Annotated in this window: 20 protein-coding genes; 17 read left to right on the top strand and 3 right to left on the bottom strand. The window is 60.0% G+C overall.

Translation table 11 applies throughout. From position 1 onward, the window contains the following. The first annotated feature begins 561 nt into the window (after nt 1-561). The 14 genes from ICA15_RS06440 to ICA15_RS06375 all read left to right on the top strand — a co-directional run bounded on the left by ICA15_RS06440 (nt 562) and on the right by ICA15_RS06375 (nt 16,157). Nucleotides 562-2,184 carry a methyl-accepting chemotaxis protein gene (locus tag ICA15_RS06440; protein ID WP_210553907.1) on the top strand — a complete coding sequence of 541 codons (1,623 nt, stop codon included), beginning with the start codon at nt 562-564 and terminating at the stop codon, nt 2,182-2,184. After that, the gene (locus tag ICA15_RS06435) at nt 2,184-2,720 is read left to right on the top strand and encodes a chemotaxis protein CheW (RefSeq protein WP_210553906.1); all 537 of its coding nucleotides are present in this window, start codon (nt 2,184-2,186) and stop codon (nt 2,718-2,720) included. The genes ICA15_RS06440 and ICA15_RS06435 overlap by 1 nt, the downstream gene beginning before the upstream one ends. Next, nucleotides 2,717-3,988 carry a CheR family methyltransferase gene (locus ICA15_RS06430; RefSeq protein ID WP_150618133.1) on the top strand — a complete coding sequence of 424 codons (1,272 nt, stop codon included), beginning with the start codon at nt 2,717-2,719 and terminating at the stop codon, nt 3,986-3,988. The genes ICA15_RS06435 and ICA15_RS06430 overlap by 4 nt, the downstream gene beginning before the upstream one ends. Further along, entirely contained in the window at nt 3,985-4,665 is a 681-nt protein-coding gene (locus tag ICA15_RS06425) for a chemotaxis protein CheW (RefSeq protein WP_210553905.1), read from the top strand. The genes ICA15_RS06430 and ICA15_RS06425 overlap by 4 nt, the downstream gene beginning before the upstream one ends. Then, nucleotides 4,662-6,950, top strand: coding sequence for a hybrid sensor histidine kinase/response regulator (locus tag ICA15_RS06420; protein ID WP_210553904.1), 2,289 nt, complete (start codon nt 4,662-4,664; stop codon nt 6,948-6,950). The genes ICA15_RS06425 and ICA15_RS06420 overlap by 4 nt, the downstream gene beginning before the upstream one ends. Then, the gene (locus tag ICA15_RS06415; protein ID WP_150603789.1) at nt 6,947-7,957 is read left to right on the top strand and encodes a chemotaxis response regulator protein-glutamate methylesterase; all 1,011 of its coding nucleotides are present in this window, start codon (nt 6,947-6,949) and stop codon (nt 7,955-7,957) included. Before ICA15_RS06420 ends, ICA15_RS06415 begins: the two co-directional genes overlap by 4 nt. Nucleotides 7,958-8,005: 48 nt before the next feature. Continuing rightward, nucleotides 8,006-9,007 carry a PleD family two-component system response regulator gene (locus ICA15_RS06410; protein WP_042560882.1) on the top strand — a complete coding sequence of 334 codons (1,002 nt, stop codon included), beginning with the start codon at nt 8,006-8,008 and terminating at the stop codon, nt 9,005-9,007. Between the two features lie 205 nt (nt 9,008-9,212). Next, nucleotides 9,213-10,308, top strand: a protein-coding gene (gene prfB, locus ICA15_RS06405) for a peptide chain release factor 2 (protein ID WP_150594562.1) whose coding sequence is annotated in 2 segments (ribosomal slippage) — nt 9,213-9,284 and nt 9,286-10,308 — 1,095 coding nt in all. Because the reading frame shifts where the segments join, the coding sequence is not laid out codon by codon here. A 114-nt stretch (nt 10,309-10,422) separates the two neighbouring features. Next, entirely contained in the window at nt 10,423-11,925 is a 1,503-nt protein-coding gene (gene lysS, locus ICA15_RS06400) for a lysine--tRNA ligase (protein WP_047299888.1), read from the top strand. Nucleotides 11,926-12,030: 105 nt separating this feature from the next. Further along, a complete protein-coding gene (locus tag ICA15_RS06395; RefSeq protein WP_150604741.1) occupies nt 12,031-12,744 on the top strand; it encodes a TetR/AcrR family transcriptional regulator in 714 nt (237 codons plus the stop codon). A gap of 150 nt (nt 12,745-12,894) precedes the next feature. Then, nucleotides 12,895-13,449, top strand: coding sequence for a hypothetical protein (locus ICA15_RS06390; RefSeq protein WP_210553903.1), 555 nt, complete (start codon nt 12,895-12,897; stop codon nt 13,447-13,449). A 33-nt stretch (nt 13,450-13,482) separates the two neighbouring features. Further along, nucleotides 13,483-14,760, top strand: a complete 1,278-nt coding sequence (locus ICA15_RS06385; protein WP_042560877.1) for a flavohemoglobin expression-modulating QEGLA motif protein — start codon at nt 13,483-13,485, stop codon at nt 14,758-14,760. A gap of 165 nt (nt 14,761-14,925) precedes the next feature. Next, entirely contained in the window at nt 14,926-15,831 is a 906-nt protein-coding gene (locus ICA15_RS06380; RefSeq protein WP_150618128.1) for an alpha/beta hydrolase, read from the top strand. After that, nucleotides 15,828-16,157 (top strand): hypothetical protein, encoded by a 330-nt coding sequence (locus tag ICA15_RS06375; protein WP_150604737.1) that lies wholly within the window; start codon nt 15,828-15,830, stop codon nt 16,155-16,157. The genes ICA15_RS06380 and ICA15_RS06375 overlap by 4 nt, the downstream gene beginning before the upstream one ends. Before the next feature lie 142 nt (nt 16,158-16,299). On the opposite strand, the gene ICA15_RS06370 is transcribed toward ICA15_RS06375, so the two are convergent. From ICA15_RS06370 to ICA15_RS06360, 3 genes are all read right to left on the bottom strand, one after another. Beyond that, a complete protein-coding gene (locus ICA15_RS06370) occupies nt 16,300-17,088 on the bottom strand; it encodes an OmpA family protein (RefSeq protein WP_150604736.1) in 789 nt (262 codons plus the stop codon). Nucleotides 17,089-17,143: 55 nt separating this feature from the next. Then, nucleotides 17,144-17,548 (bottom strand): DUF4398 domain-containing protein, encoded by a 405-nt coding sequence (locus ICA15_RS06365; RefSeq protein ID WP_042560872.1) that lies wholly within the window; start codon nt 17,546-17,548, stop codon nt 17,144-17,146. Between the two features lie 375 nt (nt 17,549-17,923). Next, nucleotides 17,924-18,268, bottom strand: a complete 345-nt coding sequence (locus ICA15_RS06360) for a hypothetical protein (RefSeq protein ID WP_047299892.1) — start codon at nt 18,266-18,268, stop codon at nt 17,924-17,926. A 212-nt stretch (nt 18,269-18,480) separates the two neighbouring features. On the opposite strand from ICA15_RS06360, the gene ppc reads away from it, so the two are divergent. From ppc to tsaB, 3 genes are all read left to right on the top strand, one after another. After that, the gene (ppc, locus tag ICA15_RS06355; RefSeq protein ID WP_210701081.1) at nt 18,481-21,111 is read left to right on the top strand and encodes a phosphoenolpyruvate carboxylase; all 2,631 of its coding nucleotides are present in this window, start codon (nt 18,481-18,483) and stop codon (nt 21,109-21,111) included. Nucleotides 21,112-21,412: 301 nt separating this feature from the next. Then, nucleotides 21,413-22,060: an adenylate kinase gene (gene adk, locus ICA15_RS06350; protein WP_103303063.1), complete on the top strand. Its 648-nt coding sequence runs from the start codon at nt 21,413-21,415 to the stop codon at nt 22,058-22,060. A 93-nt stretch (nt 22,061-22,153) separates the two neighbouring features. Next, nucleotides 22,154-22,828: a tRNA (adenosine(37)-N6)-threonylcarbamoyltransferase complex dimerization subunit type 1 TsaB gene (tsaB, locus tag ICA15_RS06345; RefSeq protein WP_210553902.1), complete on the top strand. Its 675-nt coding sequence runs from the start codon at nt 22,154-22,156 to the stop codon at nt 22,826-22,828. Nucleotides 22,829-22,968 lie beyond the last annotated feature (140 nt).

The following is a 22,968-nucleotide window of genomic DNA, read 5'->3' as shown; positions in this document are numbered from 1 at the left end:
GCCGGTAACCGACATGTACGCTGGTGTTGCCATGGGGTGCTCTCCTTGCGGATAAATTTAAGGTGCCCGGGAGGCGAAATCGCCCGGTGGGTGCCTGACTGTTATCAAGGAGCGTGCCAGGTTTTGCCAAGTCCCCGGAGGGCGGGGGGCAAAGTGCTCTGGACTGCGGTTGCGAGGGTTTTTTACACGGAATCGAAGGCGAAAGTGCGCAAGAAGTTGCGCAGTACTGCGCAACTTCTTGCGCACTTGGCTGCAGGCCTCGTGAAGCATGGGCTGCAGCGATTTTAAAGGCAAAATATTATGACCATGTGCGCAACTTCTTGCGCAGTATGGCCAAGTGATGGCGCTGCCCGGAAATTGCTGGTTTTGAACAAATGACCAATCCGGCACCATTTTTTGCCGTTCCGTCACTGGTCAGCCATCTTCCGGTTACTGGAAAGTCCCAAGCCAGAGCCTGTTGTGCTTAACGCCGACAGGTCAGGGGGTTAAAAAGCGTCTTATTAATGAGACACCGCCCTCGGCTATACTCCCCGCATTTCGACCTAGGCACGAGGAATCACTGTGAAGAACTGGACGTTGCGCCAACGCATTTTGGCGAGCTTTGCGGTGATTATCGCCATCATGTTTCTGATGGTGGTTCTCTCGTATTCGCGGCTGTTGAAAATCGAAGCCAGTGAAAACAGCGTCCGCGATGATGCGATCCCCGGGGTTTATTACAGCTCGATGATTCGCGGTGCCTGGGTCGACAGCTATTTGCAGACGCAGGAGTTGCTCGGGTTAAAGGGCGGGCAGGGGATTTCCAGCGAGGATGCGGCGGATTACAAGGCGTTCGAAAACCGCCTGCAAGAACAAATGGCCAACTACCGCAAAACCATGGCCACCGACCAGGACCGTACCGAGTTCGCTGCGTTCGAGAAGTACCACGACGCCTATATGAAAATTCAGGATCAGGTGCTGGACCTGCACGGACGCAACCTGGAAGCCGATGCGCTCAAGTTGTTCAACGAGAAGCTGACCCCGGCGTGGTACAGCGGACGGATGAAGCTCAACGATATCATCGGCGAGAACAAGACCGTCGCCGATCAGGCCATGGCCAATATCGACGAGGCAGTAGCGGCTGCCAAGGTCAGCATGCTCGTCTCGTTGCTGGTGGCTGTGCTGGCGGCCGGTGCCTGCGGTTTCCTGTTGATGCGTGCGATCATGGCGCCGATGAACCGCATCGTGAAAATCCTCGAAATCATGCGTACCGGCGATTTGAGCGGCCGTTTGAATCTCGACCGCAAAGACGAGTTCGGTGCAGTGGAAACCGGCTTCAACGACATGATGACCGAGCTGACTGCGTTGGTTTCCCAGGCCCAACGTTCGTCGGTGCAGGTGACCACGTCGGTGACAGAGATTGCCGCCACCTCCAAGCAACAACAAGCCACCGCCACCGAAACCGCTGCCACGACAACGGAAATCGGCGCAACGTCCCGTGAAATTGCCGCGACCTCGCGCGATCTGGTGCGCACCATGACTGAAGTGTCGACCGCTGCCGATCAGGCCTCGGTGGCCGCCGGTTCCGGTCAGCAGGGTCTGGCCCGCATGGAAGACACCATGCACTCGGTCATGGGCGCTGCTGATCTGGTCAACGCCAAACTGGCGATCCTCAATGAGAAGGCTGGCAACATCAATCAGGTGGTGGTGACCATCGTCAAGGTCGCTGATCAGACCAACCTGCTGTCGCTCAACGCCGCCATTGAAGCGGAGAAGGCCGGTGAATACGGTCGCGGTTTTGCCGTGGTCGCCACCGAAGTGCGACGTCTGGCGGATCAGACTGCTGTAGCCACTTATGACATCGAACAAATGGTTCGTGAGATCCAGTCGGCGGTGTCTGCCGGGGTGATGGGCATGGACAAGTTCTCCGAGGAGGTGCGCCGCGGCATGTCCGAGGTGCAGCAGGTCGGCGAGCAGCTGTCGCAGATCATCCATCAGGTGCAGGCGCTGGCGCCACGGGTGTTGATGGTCAATGAAGGCATGCAGGCTCAGGCCACCGGCGCCGAACAGATCAACCATGCGCTGGTGCAGTTGGGTGATGCCAGCAGCCAGACCGTCGAGTCGCTGCGTCAGGCCAGTTTCGCCATCGACGAACTGAGCCAGGTGGCCGTCGGGCTGCGCAGCGGCGTTTCGCGATTCAAAGTCTGATGAGCGAAATCATCGCCAAACGCAGCGCTGCGCAGGTGGCGAAGCAGGCGTTGTTCCTGCTGTTTCGCATTGGCAGCGAGCGCTACGCATTGCGCGCCACCGAAGTGGCGGAAGTGCTGCCGCGCCTGCCATTGAAACCGATTGCCCACGCGCCGCATTGGGTTGCCGGGGTGGTCGCTTACCGCGGCGCGGTGGTACCGGTGATTGACCTCAGCGCGCTGACGTTTGGCAAACCCGCCGAGGCGCGAACCAGTACGCGACTGGTGCTGGTTCACTATCGCCCGGATGAGTCGCACCCAGAGCAACGGCTTGGGCTGATTCTTGAACAGGCCACCGATACCCTGCGCTGCAATCCGGAAGATTTTCAGCCCTACGGCCTCGACAACCGTGAGGCGCCCTACCTCGGCCCGGTGCGTGAAGATGCCCAGGGGCTGGTGCAGTGGGTGAAGGTCAATGACTTGCTCGATGACGCCGTGCGCACGTTGCTGTTTCCCTCGCCGCCGCGTGATCCGGCGCAACTTGAGGCGCAGCCATGAGTAGCGATCAGCGTTTTTTCGACTTCCTCAAGGAGCGTATTGGCCTCGATGTCACCTCGGTGGGCCCGGCGATCATTGAGCGCGCGGTGCGCCAGCGCACGACGCTTTCACAAGCGGCGCACGCCGACGAGTACTGGCAACTGCTGCAAGGCTCGCGGGACGAGCAACAGGCACTGATCGAGGCGGTAATCGTTCCCGAAACCTGGTTTTTCCGTTATCCGGAATCCTTCGCCACACTCGGCAAACTCGCGCGCCAGCGTCTCGCCGAGCTGAACAACATGCGCGCATTGCGCATTCTCAGCCTGCCGTGCTCTACCGGCGAAGAACCTTATTCGATTGCCATGGCGTTGCTCGATGCCGGGCTTAAACCGCATCAGTTCAAGGTCGACGGCATGGACGTCAGCCCGCTGTCGGTGGATAAGGCGCGGCGGGCGCTGTACGGCAAGAACTCGTTTCGCGGGCAGGATCTGGACTATCGTGACCGTCACTTCAGCGCTGAGCAGGACGGTCATCGCGTCAACGAAACCGTACGCGAGCAAGTGCGCTTGCAGGTCGGCAATGTGCTCGATCCGACGCTGTTGGCCACCGAGCCAGCCTTCGATTTCGTGTTCTGTCGCAACTTGCTGATCTATTTCGATCAGCCGACCCAGCAGCAAGTCTTCGAAGTGCTCAAGCGCCTGACCCACGTCGACGGTGTGCTGTTTATCGGTCCGGCCGAGGGCAGCTTGCTTGGGCGTCTGGGCATGCGTTCGATCGGGATTGCGCAGTCGTTTGCGTTCAGTCGCCACAGCGACCCGCAGCCAGAGCCATTGCCGGTTGCCAGGCCCGTTGCTCTACCGGTCAGCCAACCGATACGCAGCACGCCGCCACCGCCGGTGCGCAATCGACCGTTTGCTGCAGTGACACCGTTGCCAGTAACGAGAAAAAGCGCGAACCCGGACGCGGCCACCTTGCTGGCGAACATCGCCGCGCTGGCCAACGAAGGCAAAAGTGCTGAGGCCCGCGCCGCGTGCGATCAATACTTGCGCAGCCACGAACCCGTGGCGCAGGTGTTCTATTGGCTTGGCCTGCTCAGCGATGTCGCCGGCCTGACGCTCGAAGCCCAGGGTTTCTATCGCAAAGCCTTGTACCTCGAACCGCAACATTCCGAAGCGTTGATGCACCTGGCCGCACTGTTGCAGGCTCAGGGCGACAGCGTCGGTGCCAGACGATTGCAGGAACGCGCCGCCCGCAGCGGCCGCACCGCCGACAGTGAGCGTAAACGATGATCGCCGACACCTTGAACGTCACCCATGAAGACGCCCGGGCCATCGATGATTGCTGGAACCGCATCGGCATCCACGGTGACAAGTCGTGCCCGCTGCTGGAAGAACACATCCATTGCCGCAATTGCTCGGTGTATTCCGCCGCCGCCACACGCCTGCTCGATCGTTATGCCTTGCAGCAGGACGAGCGCGACCCGGTGGCGGCAGTGGTCGAAACCGACCTGAAGACCCGATCGCTGCTGATGTTCCGTCTCGGTGAAGAGTGGCTGGGACTGGCCACGCGCAGCCTCGTTGAAGTGGCGCCGATGCAGGCGATTCACTCGCTGCCGCATCAGCGTTCGCGCGCCTTGCTCGGCGTGGCGAATGTGCGCGGCGCACTGGTGGCCTGCTTGTCGCTGGTCGAATTGCTGGATCTGGATGGCAGCGCCGCGCCGGCGCCCGGCGCGCGGATCATGCCGCGCATGCTGATCATCGCCGCCGATGGCGGGCCGGTGGTCGTGCCGGTGGATGAAGTCGACGGCATTCATGCCATTGACGAGCGAATTCTTGATGCCGCCTCGCAGTCCGGTGCTCAAGCCAGTGCCAAATTCACCCGTGGCGTGCTGCAATTACGGGGTCGCAGCCTGCGTTGGTTGAATGAAGAACAGCTGTTGTCCGCCGTGACCCGGAGCCTCACATGACCCCCGAGCAAATGCGCGACGCCTCGCTGCTTGAGCTGTTCAGCCTTGAAGCCGAAGCCCAGACGCAGGTCCTCAGCGCAGGGCTGTTGGCGCTGGAACGCAACCCGACCCAGGCCGATCACCTCGAGTCATGCATGCGCGCGGCGCACTCGCTCAAAGGCGCGGCGCGGATCGTCGGCGTCGACAGCGGCGTCAGCGTTGCCCATGTGATGGAGGATTGCCTGGTCAGCGCCCAAGAGGGGCGGTTACTGCTGCGCCCGGAACACATCGACGCGTTATTGCAGGGCACCGATTTGCTGATGCGCATTGCGACGCCAGCGGGTGCGCCGCAACCGGCAGACATCGAGTCGTATGTGGCGTTGATGGGGCAACTGCTGGATCCGTCCGCCGCGCCAATCCCTGTCGCTGCACCTGTCATGGCCGAGTTGCAAATGGCGGCGCCGACAGCGGTTGAACCCACTTCAGCGCCTTCTATAGAAGCCCCGGTTGAAACATCCGACCCCGTACCCCGCAAAAACAGGCGTACCACGGAGGGGGGCGAGCGCGTATTGCGCGTCACCGCTGAACGCCTGAACAGCCTGCTCGATCTGTCGAGCAAATCGCTGGTGGAAACCCAGCGCCTCAAACCGCATCTGGCCACCATGCAGCGTCTCAAGCGCATGCAGAACAATGGCCTGCGCGCGCTGGAAAACCTCAATGTCCATCTCAAGGAGCATGCCCTCAGCCTTGAGGCGCTGGAAGCGTTGGAGGATGCGCGGCGCCTGCTTTCCGAGTCGCAACAACTGCTGGCCGAGAAGAACGCCGAACTCGATGAGTTCGCCTGGCAAGCCAGCCAGCGTGCACAAGTGCTTTACGACACGGCACTGGCCTGTCGCATGCGCCCCTTTGCTGACGTGCTCAGCGGTCAGGCGCGGATGGTGCGTGATCTGGGCCGCAGCCTCGGCAAGCAGGTGCGACTGGAAATAGAAGGCGAGAAAACCCAGGTCGACCGCGATGTGCTGGAAAAACTCGAAGCACCGCTCACCCATTTGCTGCGCAATGCGGTCGACCATGGCATCGAAACCCCGGAACAGCGCTTGCTCAAGGGCAAACCCGAGGAAGGCCTGATCCGCCTGCGCGCCTCGCATCAGGCTGGATTGCTGGTGCTGGAGTTGAGCGATGACGGCAACGGCGTCGATCTGGAAAAGGTCCGCCGCAGCATCGTCGCGCGCCAATTGTCCCCGGCCGAAACGGCGGCGCAATTGAGTGAAGAGGAGCTGCTGACGTTCCTGTTCCTGCCCGGTTTCAGCCTGCGCGATACGGTGACCGAAGTGTCGGGCCGTGGCGTCGGCCTCGACGCCGTGCAGCACATGGTGCGCCAGTTGCGCGGTGCGGTAGAGCTGGAGCAGACGGCGGGCGAGGGCAGCCGTTTTCATCTCGAAGTGCCGCTGACCTTGTCGGTGGTGCGCAGCCTGGTGGTGGAGGTCGGTGAAGAAGCGTACGCGTTCCCGCTGGCGCACATTGAACGCATGTGCGACCTGGAGCGCGATGACATCGTTCAGGTCGAAGGTCGTCAGCATTTCTGGCACGAAGGCCGGCATGTCGGGTTGGTCGCTGCCAGTCAGTTGTTGAACCGCCCGGCCAGCCAGAGCAGCAGCGAAACCCTGAAGGTCGTGGTGATTCGTGAGCGCGAAGCGATTTACGGCGTGGCTGTCGAACGCTTCGTTGGCGAGCGCACGTTGGTCGTACTGCCACTGGACGAGCGTCTGGGCAAAATCCAGGACATCTCCGCCGGTGCCTTGCTCGATGACGGTTCGGTGGTGCTGATCGTCGATGTCGAAGACATGCTGCGTTCGGTCGACAAACTGCTCAATACCGGTCGCCTGGAGCGCATCGCCCGCCATGGCAATCAAGCCGCAGAAGCCGCGCGCAAGCGGGTGCTGGTGGTCGACGACTCGCTGACCGTGCGCGAATTGCAACGCAAGCTGCTGCTCAATCGCGGCTACGACGTGGCCGTCGCGGTGGACGGTATGGACGGTTGGAACGCGCTGCGTTCGGAGGATTTCGATTTGCTGATTACCGACATCGACATGCCACGCATGGACGGTATCGAACTGGTGACCTTGTTGCGCCGCGACAACCGTTTGCAATCGCTGCCGGTGATGGTCGTTTCGTACAAGGATCGCGAAGAGGATCGCCGCCGTGGACTGGACGCCGGCGCCGACTATTATTTAGCCAAAGCCAGTTTTCATGACGACGCCCTGCTTGATGCAGTGGTCGAGCTCATCGGAGGAGCGCGGGCATGAAAATCGCAATCGTCAACGACATGCCAATGGCGGTGGAGGCCTTGCGCCGGGCGGTGGCCTTCGAGCCGGCGCATCAGGTGGTCTGGGTCGCTTACAACGGCGCCGAGGCGGTGCGTCTGTGCGCGGAAAATACGCCGGATCTGATCCTGATGGACTTGATCATGCCGGTGATGGACGGCGTCGAAGCCACTCGGCGGATCATGGCCGAGACGCCGTGCGCCATCGTCATTGTGACGGTCGACCGCCAGCAGAACGTGCACCGGGTCTTCGAAGCGATGGGGCATGGCGCGCTGGATGTGGTCGATACGCCGGCCATTGGCGCAGGCAATGCGCAGGAAGCGGCGGCACCGTTGCTGCGCAAGATCCTCAACATCGGCTGGCTGATCGGCGAGAAAACGCCGCGCGCGCGTCCGGCGCCTACGCCCCAGCGCAGTTCGGCCTCGCGCCAGCGGCTGGTGGCGATCGGCTCGTCCGCTGGCGGGCCGGCGGCGCTGGAGGTGCTGCTCAAAGGCTTGCCCAAGGATTTCTCGGCGGCCATTGTGCTGGTGCAGCATGTCGATCAGGTGTTCGCTGCCGGCATGGCCGAATGGCTCGCCAGCGCCAGTGGTCTGGACGTGCGTCTGGCGCGTGAAGGCGAACCGCCGCAGGCCGGCGTCGTGCTGCTGGCCGGCACCAACCACCATATCCGCTTATTGAAAAACGGCACGCTGGCTTACACCGCCGAACCGGTCAACGAGATCTACCGACCTTCGATCGACGTGTTTTTCGAGAGCGTTGTCAGCTATTGGAACGGCGATGCGGTCGGGGTTTTGTTGACCGGGATGGGGCGAGATGGCGCGCAAGGGCTTAAGCTCATGCGCCAACAGGGTTATTTGACCATCGCCCAGGATCAGCAAAGCAGTGCGGTGTACGGCATGCCCAAGGCTGCCGCGGCGATCGATGCCGCCGTAGAAATCCGCCCACTGGAAAAGATAGCGCCACGATTGCTGGAGATTTTCCCCAAATGAACAGTTTTATCCGCAATCCTGGCCCCCGCAGTAATCAGGTGACAGCCCATGAATGATTTACAGATCGACGACATTAAAACCGACGAAAACGCCGCCATGGTGTTGTTGGTGGACGATCAGGCGATGATCGGCGAAGCCGTGCGCCGTGGGCTGTCGAACGAAGAAAACATCGACTTCCATTTCTGTTCCGACCCGCATCAAGCCATTGCGCAAGCGGTGCGGATCAAGCCGACGGTCATTCTCCAGGACCTGGTGATGCCCGGTCTTGACGGCCTGAGCCTGGTGCGCGAGTACCGCAATCACCCGGCGACCAAGGACATTCCGATCATTGTCCTGTCGACCAAGGAAGACCCGCTGATCAAGAGCGCGGCGTTCTCCGCGGGGGCCAACGATTATCTGGTGAAGCTGCCGGACACCATCGAACTGGTGGCGCGCATCCGCTATCACTCGCGCTCCTACATGACATTGCTGCAACGGGACGCGGCCTACCGTGCGCTGCGCGTCAGTCAGCAGCAGTTGCTCGACACCAACCTGGTGCTGCAACGCCTGATGAACTCCGATGGCCTGACCGGGCTATCGAACCGCCGCCACTTCGACGAATACCTGGAGCTGGAATGGCGCCGCTCGTTGCGCGACCAGAGCCAGTTGTCGTTGCTGATGATCGACGTCGATTACTTCAAGTCCTATAACGACACGTTCGGCCATGTCGAAGGCGATGAAGCATTGCGCAAGGTCGCCACGGCCATTCGCGATGCCAGTGCGCGCCCCTCGGACTTGCCGGCGCGTTACGGTGGTGAGGAATTTGCGCTGGTGCTGCCGAATACTTCGCCGGGCGGCGCACGACTGGTGGCGGAAAAACTGCGCCAGACCGTGGCTTCACTGAAGATTCCACACATTGCGCCCAGCGAAGGGACGAGCCTGACTATCAGCATTGGTCTGGCGACCATGGTGCCGCAGGCGGGCAGCGATTGCCGGTTGCTGATATCGGCGGCCGATCGTGGGTTGTACTTGGCCAAGAACAACGGGCGTAATCAGGTCGGGATCGAGTAACCCGACTCCCACGACAAATGCAAAACCCTGTAGGAGCTGCCGAAGGCTGCGATCTTTTGATCTTTAAAAAATCAAAAGATCGCAGCCTTCGGCAGCTCCTACAGTTCATTAATGCTCGATTCGCCCCGCCAGACGGGCTGCCGTTACAGCCCGATTACGTTATACTCGCCGGCTTTCAAAAGTTCGCCAACGAGTGCTGCCCGCCATGGAAATCAACCCGATCCTGAACACCATCAAGGACCTGTCCGAGCGCTCCGAAACTATTCGGGGGTATCTTTGACTACGATCAAAAGCATGAGCGTCTGACTGAAGTCAATCGCGAGCTTGAAGATCCGAGTGTCTGGAACAAACCTGAATACGCCCAGGAACTGGGCCGCGAGCGCTCTGCGCTGGCGCAAATCGTCGATACCCTCGACGAATTGAACGGCGGTCTGGCCGATTGCCGCGACCTGCTCGACATGGCTGTCGAAGAAAACGACGAAGGCGCAGTGGGCGATGTCGTCGCTGAACTGGCCCGTCTCGAGGCCAACCTGGCCAAGCTCGAATTCCGCCGTATGTTCAGCCATGAAATGGACCCGAACAACGCCTACCTGGACATCCAGGCCGGTTCCGGCGGCACCGAAGCGCAGGACTGGGCCAACATCCTGCTGCGCATGTACCTGCGCTGGGCTGACAAACGCGGTTTCGACGCGACCATCATGGAACTGTCCGCCGGTGAAGTCGCCGGGATCAAGGGCGCGACCGTGCACATCAAGGGTGAATACGCCTTTGGCTGGCTGCGGACCGAGATCGGCGTGCACCGTCTGGTGCGCAAGAGCCCGTTTGACTCCGGCAACCGTCGCCACACCTCGTTCTCCGCGGTTTTCGTCTCGCCAGAGATCGATGACAAAGTGGAAATCGAAATCAACCCGGCAGACCTGCGGATCGACACCTATCGTTCCTCGGGTGCCGGTGGTCAGCACGTAAACACCACCGACTCGGCCGTACGTATTACTCACGTACCGACCAACACCGTGGTCAGCTGCCAGAACGAACGTTCCCAGCACGCCAACAAGGACACCGCCATGAAAATGCTGCGGGCCAAGTTGTACGAGCAGGAAATGCAGAAGCGCAACGCCGCTTCCCAGGCGCTGGAAGACACCAAGTCCGACATCGGCTGGGGTCACCAGATTCGCTCTTACGTGCTCGACGCGTCGCGAATCAAGGACCTGCGGACCAACATCGAACGCAGCGACTGCGACAAGGTGCTCGATGGCGACATCGATGAATACCTGGAAGCCAGCCTGAAATCAGGGCTGTAAAAGACGCAATACAGGGTCGGCTGATTCAACGCGATCCCTGTAGGAGCCAGCCCTGCTGGCGATCCCCGGGCTGCAAGGCCCGGGGGCAACGAACCTGATGGAATATCTAAAGACATGAGCGACCAACAACTCGATCCGCAAGCCCTGCAACAGGAAGAAAACTCCCTGATCGCCCTGCGCAAGGAAAAGCTTGCTGCCGAGCGCGCCAAGGGCAATGCCTTCCCGAACGACTTCCGCCGCGACAACTACTGCGATGCGTTGCAGAAACAGTACGCGGACAAGACCAAGGAAGAGCTGGCAGAGGCTGCAATCCCGGTCAAGGTTGCCGGTCGCATCATGCTCAACCGTGGCTCGTTCATGGTGATCCAGGACATGACCGGTCGCATTCAGGTCTACGTCAACCGCAAGACCCTGTCCGAAGAAACCCTGGCCGCGGTGAAAACCTGGGACATGGGCGACATCATTGCTGCCGAAGGCACCCTGGCCCGTTCCGGCAAAGGCGACCTGTACGTTGAAATGACTACCGTGCGCCTGCTGACCAAGTCGCTGCGCCCGCTGCCGGACAAGCACCACGGCCTGACCGACACCGAACAACGCTACCGTCAGCGTTACGTTGACCTGATCGTCAATGAAGAAGTGCGTCAGACGTTCCGCGTACGTTCGCAAGTGATTGCGCACATCCGCAGCTTCCTGATGCAGCGCGACTTCCTCGAAGTCGAAACACCGATGCTGCAAACCATTCCCGGCGGCGCTGCGGCCAAGCCGTTCGAAACCCACCACAACGCGCTGGACATGGAAATGTTCCTGCGTATCGCGCCTGAGTTGTACCTCAAGCGTCTGGTGGTTGGCGGTTTCGAGAAGGTTTTCGAGATCAACCGCAACTTCCGTAACGAAGGCGTCTCGACCCGTCACAACCCTGAATTCACCATGTTGGAGTTCTACCAGGCTTACGCCGACTACGAAGACAACATGGACCTGACCGAAGAGTTGTTCCGTGAACTGGCGCAGCTGGTTCTGGGCAGCACCGACGTGCCGTACGGCGACAAGGTGTTCCACTTCGGCGAGCCGTTCGTGCGCCTGTCGGTGTTCGACTCGATCCTCAAGTACAACCCTGAGCTGACCGCCGATGATCTGAACGACATCGACAAGGCTCGCGCCATCGCCAAGAAGGCCGGCGCCAAGGTGCTGGGCTTCGAAGGTCTGGGCAAGCTGCAAGTGATGATTTTCGAAGAGTTGGTCGAGCACAAGCTGGAGCAGCCGCACTTCATCACTCAGTACCCGTTCGAAGTGTCGCCGCTGGCTCGTCGCAATGACGACAACCCGAACGTCACCGACCGTTTCGAGCTGTTCATCGGTGGCCGTGAAATCGCCAACGCCTATTCCGAGTTGAACGATGCGGAAGACCAGGCCGAGCGCTTCATGGCGCAGGTGGCCGACAAGGACGCCGGCGACGACGAAGCCATGCACTACGACGCCGACTTCGTTCGCGCGCTGGAGTACGGCATGCCGCCAACGGCCGGTGAAGGTATCGGCATCGACCGTCTGGTGATGTTGCTGACCAACTCGCCGTCGATTCGCGATGTGATCCTGTTCCCGCACATGCGACCGCAAGCGTAAACGTTTCAGTTAAAAAGCCGCCTAAAACAGGCGGCTTTTTATTGCCTGTCTGGTACAAATGTATCGTTTGGTTACTTTTGAAATAACAGAGGAATGCCTGTCGTGATGGTTGCAATCGCTCAAGAAGGTGCAGCGGGTATCGCCACTGCGGTCGCTGAAAGTGTTCAGTACCAGGGGCGCAAGGCCAGCCGACAGGGCAGTGAGCAGCGTCGTCAGGACATTCTCGACGCGGCAATGCGCATTGTCGTGCGTGATGGCGTGCGCGCCGTACGCCACCGTGCAGTGGCTGCGGAAGCGGCGGTACCGCTCTCGGCCACCACTTATTACTTCAAGGACATCGATGACCTGCTCACCGATACCTTTGCCCAATACGTTGAACGCAGTGCCGAATACATGGCCAAGCTGTGGATCAACAATGAAGGGCTGCTACGCGATATGGTCGTCAGCGGTGACGGCAGCCCGGAGTCGCGCTCACAGCTGGCCGATGATATTGCCCGGTTGATGGCCGATTACGTGCAGCGACAGCTGCTCAACCGTCGCGAACATTTGATGGCCGAGCAGGCGTTCCGTCAGGAGGCGCTCCTCAACCCGCGCCTGGCGATTCTGGTGCGCTCGCATCAGCAGATTTTGCTGCAGGGTACCTGCCAGTTGTTTCAGGTATTGGGCTCGCGTGAGCCGCAGCAAGATGCCAAGGTGTTGACGGCGATTATCGGACGGATGGAATATCAGGGCCTGCTCAACGACGCCGAGCCTTTGGCGGAGGAAGAGATGCTGGGGATTCTGACGCGGTATATGCATTTGGTCCTCGCGTCGGTGTAACGCAATGTGGTCCGCCTGACGCCGGTCCCAATGTAGGAGCTGCCGAAGGCTGCGATCTTTTGATCTTGCTTTTAGAAATCAGGATCAAAAGATCGCAGCCTTCGGCAGCTCCTGCAGAGAAAGGTGATTCAGGTTCATAGGGAGTATCAAATGAAAGCCTGGCGTGGCGTGCTGATCGCCTTGTCGTTCCTGCTGCTCAGTGGCTGTCTGGTGACGTTCAAATCGCCGCTGTCCACCCATGAACCGGCGCCCAAGGGTCTGCTCGGCAAGTGGTCGAGCGTCAATGCCTGGGGCGAGCCGATGAACCTTGAGCTGACCCGTCTGGGCAACAACCGCTATCAGGCCGTCACCTATTTCAAAGCCAAACCCCGCGAGCGCGAAGCCTATCCGTTCACCGTCTCGCATCGTGGCAATCGCTGGTACCTGTCGGCGAAAGTGCCGGCGCAGTTCGGTGGCCACTACACCATCGCCGGTTTCGAACTTACCGACAAACATGAGCTGGTGGTGTACAACCTCGATCTCGAGCAGATCAATCAGGCAATCCAACACAAAGCCCTCGACGGTCAGGCCTTCCAGACCGACGACGGCGATGGCGTTCTGGTCGACAGCAACCTCGACAAAGTCTTCGCTTACCTCGACGATCCGGCCAATTCCGATGTCTTTGTCGAAGCGGCGCGCTATCAGCGTCGGGCCGGCGCCAAATAATTCAGAACATCAGGTTTTTTACAGGAGTTTCGGGTGGACGATTACCAGCAGTCGATACGCATATTGTCCGATCGCATTGTGCTGGCGCAGACGCCAATCCGTGTTCTTGACGCGGTCAAGTGGGACGAAAGCATCCGCAAGGGTTTTCTCAAGGCCAAGGGCAAGGAAATGCCCGCGGTGGATCGCGACTACTACCTGAACCGGCCGCTGGCGTTCGATTCGAGCAAGGTCAAACTGGAATTCCAGAACATCGAGCGCGACATCACTCGCCAGCTCGGCCAGTTCAACCCGGTCGGGCAGATCATGCGGCGCATGTGCAAGGAATACCGCATGGTGGTGCGTATGCTCGAAGCGCGTGGCACCGAAGATTTCGGTCTGATCTCCCAAGAATTGTACGGCGCTGCGTCCGACGCATTCCACGCCGGTGACCCGACCTTGGCCGACCTCGGCCTGATGATGTCCGACTATCTGAACAACATCGATGGCCGTGGCGACCTGAAGGACGAGCCGAAAACCCTCACCGCCAAAGACGCCGTGCACCTGCTGCAAACCCGTCTGAACAAAGTGTTCGGCGAGGCTGAGGAAACCATTCGCGTGTTCGAGTCCGACGGCATCGTTGCCGACGCGGCTGCGGGCGCCGACTACATCAAGATCCGCACCGACGCGATGTTCAACGACCGCGACGTGCGTGCACTGGAAGTTCACGAGGGTCTGGTGCACGTCGGCACCACGCTCAATGGTTTGAACCAGCCGATCTGCACCTTTCTGTCCAAGGGCCCGCCGTCGTCAACGGTGACTCAGGAAGGTCTGGCGATTCTGATGGAAATCATCACCTTCGCCTCCTACCCAAGCCGTCTGCGCAAACTGACCAACCGTACCCGCGCCATTCACATGGTCGAGGAGGGCGCGGACTTCTTGCAGGTGTTCGAGTTTTTCCGTGAGCAGGGCTTTGAAATGGCGGAAAGCTATGGCAACGCCAGTCGGGTTTTCCGCGGGTCGACGCCGACCGGTCTGCCATTCACCAAAGACTTGTCCTACCTCAAGGGCTTTATCATGGTTTACAACTACATTCAGTTGGCCGTGCGTAAGGGCAAGCTTGAGCAGATTCCACTGTTGTTCTGCGGCAAGACCACGCTGGAAGACATGCGCACCTTGCGCCAATTGGTGGATGAGGGGCTGGTGGTGGCGCCGAAATATCTGCCTGACCAGTTCCGTGATCTGAATGCGTTGTCGGCGTGGATGTGCTTCTCCAACTTCCTCAACCATTTGAGCCTGGACCGGATCGAGGCGGACTATTCCAATATCCTCTAGACCCTACACAACCCCCTGTGGGAGCTGGCTTGCCAGCGATGGCGGCGGGTCAGCCAACATCAATATTGACTGACAGAATGCAATCGCTGGCAAGCCAGCTCCCACAGGGTTCAGGATTGCCACAATTATTGTGTTCCAACCCGAATATTCGCGAGGTTTCACCGGATGAGAATCCTCGGCATCTTTTGCCTGCTCCTGACCCTCGGCGGTTGCAGTTCACTGCTGTTCTACCCAGAGCCGGGCCAGATCTTCACCCCGGAAAAAGCCAAACTCGAATACCGCACCGTCACCCTTACCACCGCCGACGGCCTCAAGCTGAACGCGTGGTGGCTGCCGGCCAAACCGGGTGTCGAGGTTAAAGGCACCGTCCTGCACCTGCATGGCAACGGCGGCAACCTGCCGATGCATTTGGGCGGAAGTTGGTGGTTGCCGAAAAACGGCTATCAAGTGTTGCTGGTGGACTATCGCGGCTATGGCTTGTCCGAGGGCGAACCGAGCCTGCCGGCGATCTATCAGGACATCGACGCGGCGTTCGCCTGGCTGGACAAGGCGCCCGAAATCAAAGGCAAGCCGCTGATCCTCCTCGGCCAAAGCCTCGGCGGCTCGATGGCCGTGCATTGGCTGGTGCAGCATCCCGAGCGGCAGAAACAGCTCAAGGCGCTGGTGCTCGACGGCGTGCCCGCCAGTTATCGCAGCGTCGGCCAATACGCCCTCAGCACATCGTGGCTGACCTGGCCGTTTCAGGTACCGCTGTCGTGGCTGGTGCCGGATGGCGACAGCGCGATCAATTCAATGCCGCAACTCAGCGGCGTGCCGAAACTGATCTTCCACAGCATCGACGATCCGCTGGTGCCTCTATCCAACGGCATCCGCCTGTATCAAGCTGCGCCGCCGCCGCGCGTATTGCAGTTGACTCGCGGCGGCCATGTACAGACTTTCGGCGACCCGGTCTGGCGTCAGGTGATGCTGCGCTATCTCGACGATCCCGAGCACTTCAACGGCCTGCGCCGCCTCGGCGAAATCCCCAATTACCCGCAACCCCCGAATTCTGAAGATGAGAGTCCGCAATGAGTGAAGAACGTAATGCCATCCCGCTGATCATCACGGGTATCTGCAGCATCCTCGGCACCGTTGGCGCCCTGTGGTACTACGGCTACCTGCACTTCGCCAAACCCGAGGATGCGCTGCTACTCAATGAATTCACCATGCTCAAGACCGTGCCGGGCGAAGACTACAAACTCTCGCTGAGCCCGGCACCGCAAGTGGCGCAGTGCATTGATGGCGTGCTGGTGCTGTTTGATACCGAGCAGAAAGGTCTGACCGGCGTGCTGATCAATGCCCAGAAAAAAGCCGTGCGCTGCATGGGCGAAGAGACGCCGCAGAAGCTGGAGCCCTAAAAATCAAAAGATCGCAGCCTTCGGCAGCTCCTACATGGGATTTCATTTCACCTGTATGAGTTGCCGAAGGCTGCGATCTTTTGATCAACAAAAAAGCCCCGCCTGATCACTCAGGCGGGGCTTTTGCGTTACAGCGTGAAGCTTAGTTCGAGCTGACAGCCGAACGTGGCATCACTGGCTGGTTGTCGTTGGAAATGGTCACTTCCACGCGACGGTTCATCGCACGACCGGAAACGCTGCCGTTCTCGGCAACCGGATATTCCTTGCCGTAACCCTGAGCGACGATGCGCGCTGGATCAACGCCCATTTTCACCAGTGCAGTGCGCACGGAATTGGCACGACGCTCGGACAGCGTCTGGTTGTGGCTGGCGGTACCGGTGCTGTCGGTGTAGCCCTCGACGATCACTTTGCGATCCGGGTTCTCCTGGAGGAACTGCGCCAGTTTATTGATGTTCACCAGACCGCTGGATTTCAGATCAGCGCGGTCGGTGGCGAACAGCACATCACCGAACGTCACCAGCGTACCGCGATCGGTCTGCTTGGCGTTGAGGCTGTCCTGCAGCTGTTTGATCTGTTGATCGCGAGCGTCCAGACGTGCCTGGGCGCGTTGGGCGGAGGCGTTCTTCAGATTGTTTTCAGCAGTGCGCAGGGCAATGGTCTGCTTGGCCACTTCAACACGCTGGTTGGTCAGGTAAGCCAGTTGGTCAACCTTGGCCGCGTCTTGCTTGTCCAGGTAGGCCTTGTCGGCCTTGTCCAGGTACTCACTGGCATCTTTGGTTTCCAGCGCCGCTACTTTGCTCGCCTGCGGGTTGGCTTGCAGGCCGGCGTAGTTGGTGCGTGCGTTCTCCAGGTTCGGATTAGGCGGGGTGGAGCAGGCAGCCAAGGCAACGCTTGCGGCCAGAAGAGCGGGAATCATCAGTTGCTTACGCATAATTTGTCGTCCTTTCTATCGGTAAGAGTTTCAGCTTTGCGGTCGGGATGCGCGCTTACTTCACGGTGCGCTGACTTTCCTGACGCAGTTCCTGAACACCTTTCTGGGAATCCTTGACAGCCAGTTCAGCCTTGGCGGCCTGAGCCTTGCGTTCTGCTACGCGAGCGTCCCACTCGGCTTGCTCGGACAGCGTACGAGCTTCTTCGTACTTCTTGTCGTGCATGGCGATTTCGGCTTGCTTGAGTTTGTCCTGCGCCTGCTTCATTTCAACGGCAGCAAACTCGGTACCACCGGCGCTGACTGCGCTGTTGACCGCAGATTGGGTCACGGCGTACTGCTCGGTCGGTGGATTACCGGCGCAACCGGCCAGTACGAAGCTGGTGCCGATTGCCAGGGCGGCCAGTTTCAGACCGCGCAGGTGGGTAAACGAGGTTTGGTTTTTCATGGTCTTCAACTCCATTAGGCATCTCCTGAATACATCTGAATCCATCCTGGTCGAGGAGCCTTAAGCGTCTTGTACAGCGCGTTTTTGAAACGCTCGTTCCAGGAGTGGTTACAGGGTCCGACCGGCGGCTGTTTTCAAAAGTTCAGAAAAGATGGCCTATCGCCTAAATAATTTTTGACCAAATGGACAAGGCTCTGGGGCGGGAACTTTGGTGGGCTGGAGTGGTACGCGCGGCTTAAGAAATGAGCAAAAGCGACACAGCATTGAAGGACAAATGTATTCAATGTGGGAGCTGGCTTGCCAGCGATGAGGTCATCAGATTCAGTATGTCAGTGACTGAACTGACGCCATCGCTGGCAAGCCAGCTCCCACAGGTTTTGTGTTGTTCAGTCAGTGTTTCTGCTTGTTTTCAGCCGATGACAAATCCTGCAAATGCCGCCGCGACAACGCCAGGAAACGCGGCGTTGGTCCGACGTCTTCATACAGCGGATCACCTTCCTCATCCGTCGCAACCACCGTCGAGCCTTTCACATAGGGCAGGCTCGCTTCGAACTCTTCAAGGGCTGCGCCGATCAGTTCGCCGAGCAGTTCTTCGGGGTGGCGTTTGGGGTACATCTCGGCAATCGCTGCCAGACGCGCAGCGGCCTCGACGTCCAGATGAATCGTGTAGCCAGTGTCGGTCAGGCGACCCTTGGCGTTTTCTTCCCAATGCTGGGCGAGTTCACGGATTTTCATGATGACCTCATGTCGCACCTGCTGTAGCAGGCTTGGGTGAGTGTCCGGCGGGGCCGGCGGCAAGCCTTTATGCGGCTTAATGTTGAGACTAGCTTTCGGCCACAAGGTTTAAAGTCCCTTCGTCGCCTGCTTGTAAGAAGCGCCGTAGAGCGGCACTCTCTGCGTCATGCACTCGTTTCTAGGCCGCCCGGATTACCGCTGGAGAACTGCTGATGACCGATATTGATGCACGCTTGCGCGAGGATGTTCACCTGCTCGGAGAGCTGTTGGGCAATACCATTCGAGACCAGTACGGCGAAGGTTTTCTCGACAAGATCGAGCAGATTCGCAAGGGCGCCAAGGCCGACCGCCGAGGCTCGATGGATGCAGAGCTGAGCGCCAGCCTCAATCAATTGAGCGAAGACGAACTGCTGCCGGTGGCGCGGGCGTTCAACCAGTTTCTCAATCTGGCGAACATCGCCGAACAGTATCAGTTGATCCATCGTCGCGAAGAGTCGCAACCCGCGCCGTTCGAATCCCGGGTGCTCCCCGAATTGCTCGCCCGCCTGCGCAACGAAGGTCACAGCGCCGAATCCCTCGCCCGACAACTTGGACGACTGGAAATCGAACTGGTGCTGACCGCGCACCCGACCGAAGTGGCGCGGCGCACGCTGATCCAGAAGTACGACGCCATTGCCGCGCAACTTGCCGCACAGGATCATCGTGACCTGACCAGCGCCGAGCGCGAGCAGATTCAAAACACCCTGCAACGGCTGATCGCCGAAGCCTGGCACACCGAAGAAATCCGCCGCACCCGCCCAACCCCGGTGGACGAAGCCAAGTGGGGGTTCGCAGTCATCGAACACTCGCTGTGGCAGGCGATTCCCAACCATATGCGCAAGGCCGACAAGGCTTTGTACGAGGCCACGGGCCTGCGTTTGCCGCTGGAGGCTGCGCCGATTCGCTTCGCCTCGTGGATGGGCGGCGACCGTGACGGCAACCCGAATGTCACCGCTGCGGTGACTCGGGAAGTGTTGCTGCTGGCGCGCTGGATGGCCGCTGATTTGTACTTGCGCGATATCGATCATCTGGCTGCCGAGTTGTCGATGCAGCAGGCCAGCGACGCACTCAAGGCCCAGGCGGGTGACAGCGCCGAACCGTATCGTGCGGTACTCAAGCAATTGCGCGAACGCCTGCGCTCCACGCGCAACTGGGCGCATGCAGCGCTGACCGCACCGACGCCGGCGCCAGCGGATGTGCTGCAAAACAATCGTGATCTGCTTGATCCGCTGGAGCTGTGTTTCAACTCGTTGCACGAATGCGGCATGGGCGTGATCGCCGACGGCCCATTGCTTGATTGTCTGCGCCGGGCGGTGACGTTCGGCTTGTTCCTGGTGCGCCTCGACGTGCGTCAGGACTCCGCGCGGCACAGTTCGGCAATGACCGAAATTACTGATTACCTGGGCCTCGGTCGCTACGAGGACTGGGACGAAGAGCAACGCATTACCTTTCTGACCCGTGAACTGAGCAATCGTCGGCCGTTGCTGCCGGCGCATTTCAAGCCGTCCGCCGACACCGCTGAAGTGCTCAACACCTGCAAGGAAATCGCCGCCGCGCCCGGCGCTTCGCTCGGTTCCTACGTGATCTCGATGGCAGGCGCCGCTTCCGATGTGCTTGCCGTGCAGTTGCTGCTGAAAGAGTCCGGCGTACTGCGGCCGATGCGTGTGGTGCCATTGTTTGAAACCCTCGCCGACCTCGACAACGCCGGCCCGGTGATGGAGCGTCTGTTGCTGCTGCCGGGTTACCGCGCACGGTTGCAAGGTCCGCAGGAAGTGATGATCGGCTATTCGGACTCGGCCAAGGATGCGGGCACCACCGCAGCGGCGTGGGCGCAATATCGCGCCCAGGAACGGCTGGTGGAAATCTGCCGTGAACAGCAAGTCGAACTGCTGTTGTTCCATGGTCGCGGTGGCACTGTCGGCCGTGGCGGTGGTCCGGCGCACGCGGCGATTCTGTCGCAGCCGCCGGGATCGGTAGCGGGGCGGTTCCGCACCACCGAGCAGGGAGAAATGATTCGTTTCAAATTCGGCCTGCCGGACATCGCCGAGCAAAACCTCAATCTGTACCTGGCGGCGGTGCTCGAAGCGACGCTGTTGCCACCGCCGCCGCCAACAACGGAATGGCGCCACCTGATGGACGAATTGGCCGCTGATGGTGTCAGCGCCTATCGCCAGGTCGTGCGGGAAAATCCGCAATTCGTCGAGTATTTCCGCCAGTCCACTCCGGAGCAGGAACTGGGGCGCTTGCCATTGGGCAGTCGTCCGGCCAAGCGCCGCGCGGGTGGCATCGAAAGTCTGCGGGCGATCCCGTGGATCTTCGGCTGGACGCAAACGCGGCTGATGCTGCCGGCCTGGCTCGGCTGGGAATCGGCGCTGAGCAAAGCGCTGGAGCGCGGCGAAGGCGAATTGCTCGGGCAGATGCGCGAACAATGGCCGTTCTTTCGTACGCGCATCGACATGCTGGAAATGGTTCTGGCCAAGGCTGACGCCGATATTGCGTTGTCTTACGACCAGCGCCTGGTCGAGCCGGATTTGCTGCCGTTGGGCGCGCAGTTACGCGACCTATTGTCGCAGGCGTGCGCCGTGGTGCTTGGGCTGACCGGGCAGTCGCAGCTGCTGGCGCATAGTCCGGACACCCTGGAATTCATCCGCCTGCGCAACACCTACCTCGACCCGCTTCATCTATTGCAGGCCGAACTGCTCGCCCGTTCGCGACAACAGAATGTCGAGCAGGGCAGCCCGGTGGAGCAAGCGTTGCTGGTGTCTGTGGCGGGGATTGCCGCCGGTTTGCGTAATACCGGCTAAGGTTTTTTCGGCGGGGCAGGGCACCCGGTGCATGTGTCGGGTGCCGCTGGATATCTGCTGGAAATGTTTCGCCAAGCGACAGTTAATGATGGGGTTGCGACTTGGGTCACCGCGTCCCAAAGTCGCGGCGGGCGTCGGTTTCTCCGACTTTTGGCGTCTTGTGTGGGCGCAGCCTGCTGTGTATCTTGATCAGCCTTTGGCCGTTTGTGCGGCCACGACCCGTATTTTTCAGGATTCGTCCCAAGAGGCGAGGCCTTTGTTTTGTAAAAGCTTTTTATAAAAAAATTGAGGAGCACATCTAATGCGCGTCATTCTGCTGGGAGCTCCCGGGGCCGGTAAAGGTACTCAGGCTAAGTTCATCACCGAGAAATTCGGCATTCCACAAATTTCCACTGGCGACATGCTGCGTGCAGCGGTCAAGGCCGGTACTCCGCTGGGCGTTCAAGCCAAGAGCATCATGGATGCCGGCGGCCTGGTGTCGGATGACCTGATCATCGCACTGGTTCAAGACCGAATCGCTCAACCTGATTGCGCCAACGGCTTCCTGTTCGACGGCTTCCCGCGCACCATTCCGCAGGCTGAAGCGCTGGTTACTGCCGGTGTCGAGCTGGACGCCGTGGTTGAAATCGCCGTTGAAGACGAAGAAATCGTTCAGCGCATCGCCGGTCGTCGTGTTCACGAGGCCAGCGGCCGCGTTTACCACATCGTCTATAACCCGCCGAAAATTGCCGGCAAAGACGACATCACCGGTGACGAACTGGTACAGCGCAAGGACGACACCGAAGAAACCGTGCGTCATCGCCTGTCGGTCTACCATTCGCAGACCAAGCCACTGGTGGACTTCTACCAGAAGCTGTCCGCTGCCAACGGCAAGCCGAAGTACAGCCACATCCCGGGCGTTGGTTCGGTTGAGGCAATCACCGCCAAGGTACTCGAAGCGCTGAGCTGAAAAGCCTGAGCGGCGGCAACATCCACGGCCCGCTTGCGGGCCGTAGTTGTTTATACTGACGCACTTTTTCCCCCACCTGTTTTGGAAACATCGATGAGCACCTTGCTGGCCCTGGACACCGCGACTGAAGCTTGCTCCGTTGCCTTGCTGCATGACGGCAAGGTCACGAGCCATTACGAGGTGATCCCGCGCCTGCACGCGCAGAAGCTGCTGCCGATGATCCAGCAACTGCTGGCCGACGCCGGCACCACGTTGCAAGCGGTTGACGCGATTGCATTCGGTCGCGGCCCGGGTGCGTTTACCGGTGTGCGCATCGCCATTGGCGTGGTGCAGGGGCTGGCGTTCGCGCTGGACCGTCCGGTGTTGCCGGTGTCCAACCTTGCAGTGCTGGCGCAGCGTGCATTGCGTGAGCATGGCGTGAGCCAAGTGGCCGCGGCCATCGATGCGCGGATGGATGAAGTGTATTGGGGCTGCTACCGCGAAACGGCGGGCGAGATGCGTCTGGTCGGTGCTGAAGCGGTATTGCCGCCGCAAGTCGCGGCACTGCCGGCCGCTGCCAGCGGCGACTGGTTCGGTGCGGGCACCGGTTGGAGTTACGCGGAGCGCATCGCGGTCAATCTGAACGGTTCTGATGCCGGCATGCTGCCCCACGCCGAAGACCTGCTGACGCTGGCACGATTTGCCTGGGAGCGCGGTGAGGCGATCCCGGCAGATGATGCTCAGCCTGTTTACCTGCGCGACAAAGTCGCCACCCCAAAAGCCCGTTAAGCCTTTAAAAGATCGCAGCCTTCGGCAGCTCCTACAGGGATCGTATTCCAATTGTAGGAGCTGCGATCTTTTGATCTTCCAGACGCCAATCGTCAGTTTCTGACCCCGCGTTTTAAACCTTTTGCGCTTTATGTGTTCTA

Source organism: Pseudomonas sp. P116 (genome assembly GCF_020149425.1).
In the GTDB taxonomy this organism is placed as follows: domain Bacteria; phylum Pseudomonadota; class Gammaproteobacteria; order Pseudomonadales; family Pseudomonadaceae; genus Aquipseudomonas; species Aquipseudomonas anatoliensis.
This window is presented reverse-complemented; position numbering and strand designations above follow the sequence as displayed.

Excerpts from the sequence above, each read along its gene's own strand:
- ICA15_RS06415 (WP_150603789.1), top strand. The coding sequence starts at position 6,947 with ATGAAAATCGCAATCGTCAACGACATGCCAATGGCGGTGGAGGCCTTG.
- tsaB (WP_210553902.1), top strand. The coding sequence starts at position 22,154 with ATGAGCACCTTGCTGGCCCTGGACACCGCGACTGAAGCTTGCTCCGTT.
- ICA15_RS06420 (WP_210553904.1), top strand. The coding sequence starts at position 4,662 with ATGACCCCCGAGCAAATGCGCGACGCCTCGCTGCTTGAGCTGTTCAGC.
- ICA15_RS06375 (WP_150604737.1), top strand. The coding sequence starts at position 15,828 with ATGAGTGAAGAACGTAATGCCATCCCGCTGATCATCACGGGTATCTGC.
- ICA15_RS06430 (WP_150618133.1), top strand. The coding sequence starts at position 2,717 with ATGAGTAGCGATCAGCGTTTTTTCGACTTCCTCAAGGAGCGTATTGGC.
- ppc (WP_210701081.1), top strand. The coding sequence starts at position 18,481 with ATGACCGATATTGATGCACGCTTGCGCGAGGATGTTCACCTGCTCGGA.
- ICA15_RS06370 (WP_150604736.1), bottom strand. The coding sequence starts at position 17,088 with ATGCGTAAGCAACTGATGATTCCCGCTCTTCTGGCCGCAAGCGTTGCC.
- ICA15_RS06435 (WP_210553906.1), top strand. The coding sequence starts at position 2,184 with ATGAGCGAAATCATCGCCAAACGCAGCGCTGCGCAGGTGGCGAAGCAG.
- lysS (WP_047299888.1), top strand. The coding sequence starts at position 10,423 with ATGAGCGACCAACAACTCGATCCGCAAGCCCTGCAACAGGAAGAAAAC.
- ICA15_RS06365 (WP_042560872.1), bottom strand. The coding sequence starts at position 17,548 with ATGGAGTTGAAGACCATGAAAAACCAAACCTCGTTTACCCACCTGCGC.
- ICA15_RS06390 (WP_210553903.1), top strand. The coding sequence starts at position 12,895 with ATGAAAGCCTGGCGTGGCGTGCTGATCGCCTTGTCGTTCCTGCTGCTC.
- ICA15_RS06395 (WP_150604741.1), top strand. The coding sequence starts at position 12,031 with ATGGTTGCAATCGCTCAAGAAGGTGCAGCGGGTATCGCCACTGCGGTC.
- ICA15_RS06425 (WP_210553905.1), top strand. The coding sequence starts at position 3,985 with ATGATCGCCGACACCTTGAACGTCACCCATGAAGACGCCCGGGCCATC.
- ICA15_RS06410 (WP_042560882.1), top strand. The coding sequence starts at position 8,006 with ATGAATGATTTACAGATCGACGACATTAAAACCGACGAAAACGCCGCC.
- adk (WP_103303063.1), top strand. The coding sequence starts at position 21,413 with ATGCGCGTCATTCTGCTGGGAGCTCCCGGGGCCGGTAAAGGTACTCAG.
- ICA15_RS06380 (WP_150618128.1), top strand. The coding sequence starts at position 14,926 with ATGAGAATCCTCGGCATCTTTTGCCTGCTCCTGACCCTCGGCGGTTGC.
- ICA15_RS06360 (WP_047299892.1), bottom strand. The coding sequence starts at position 18,268 with ATGAAAATCCGTGAACTCGCCCAGCATTGGGAAGAAAACGCCAAGGGT.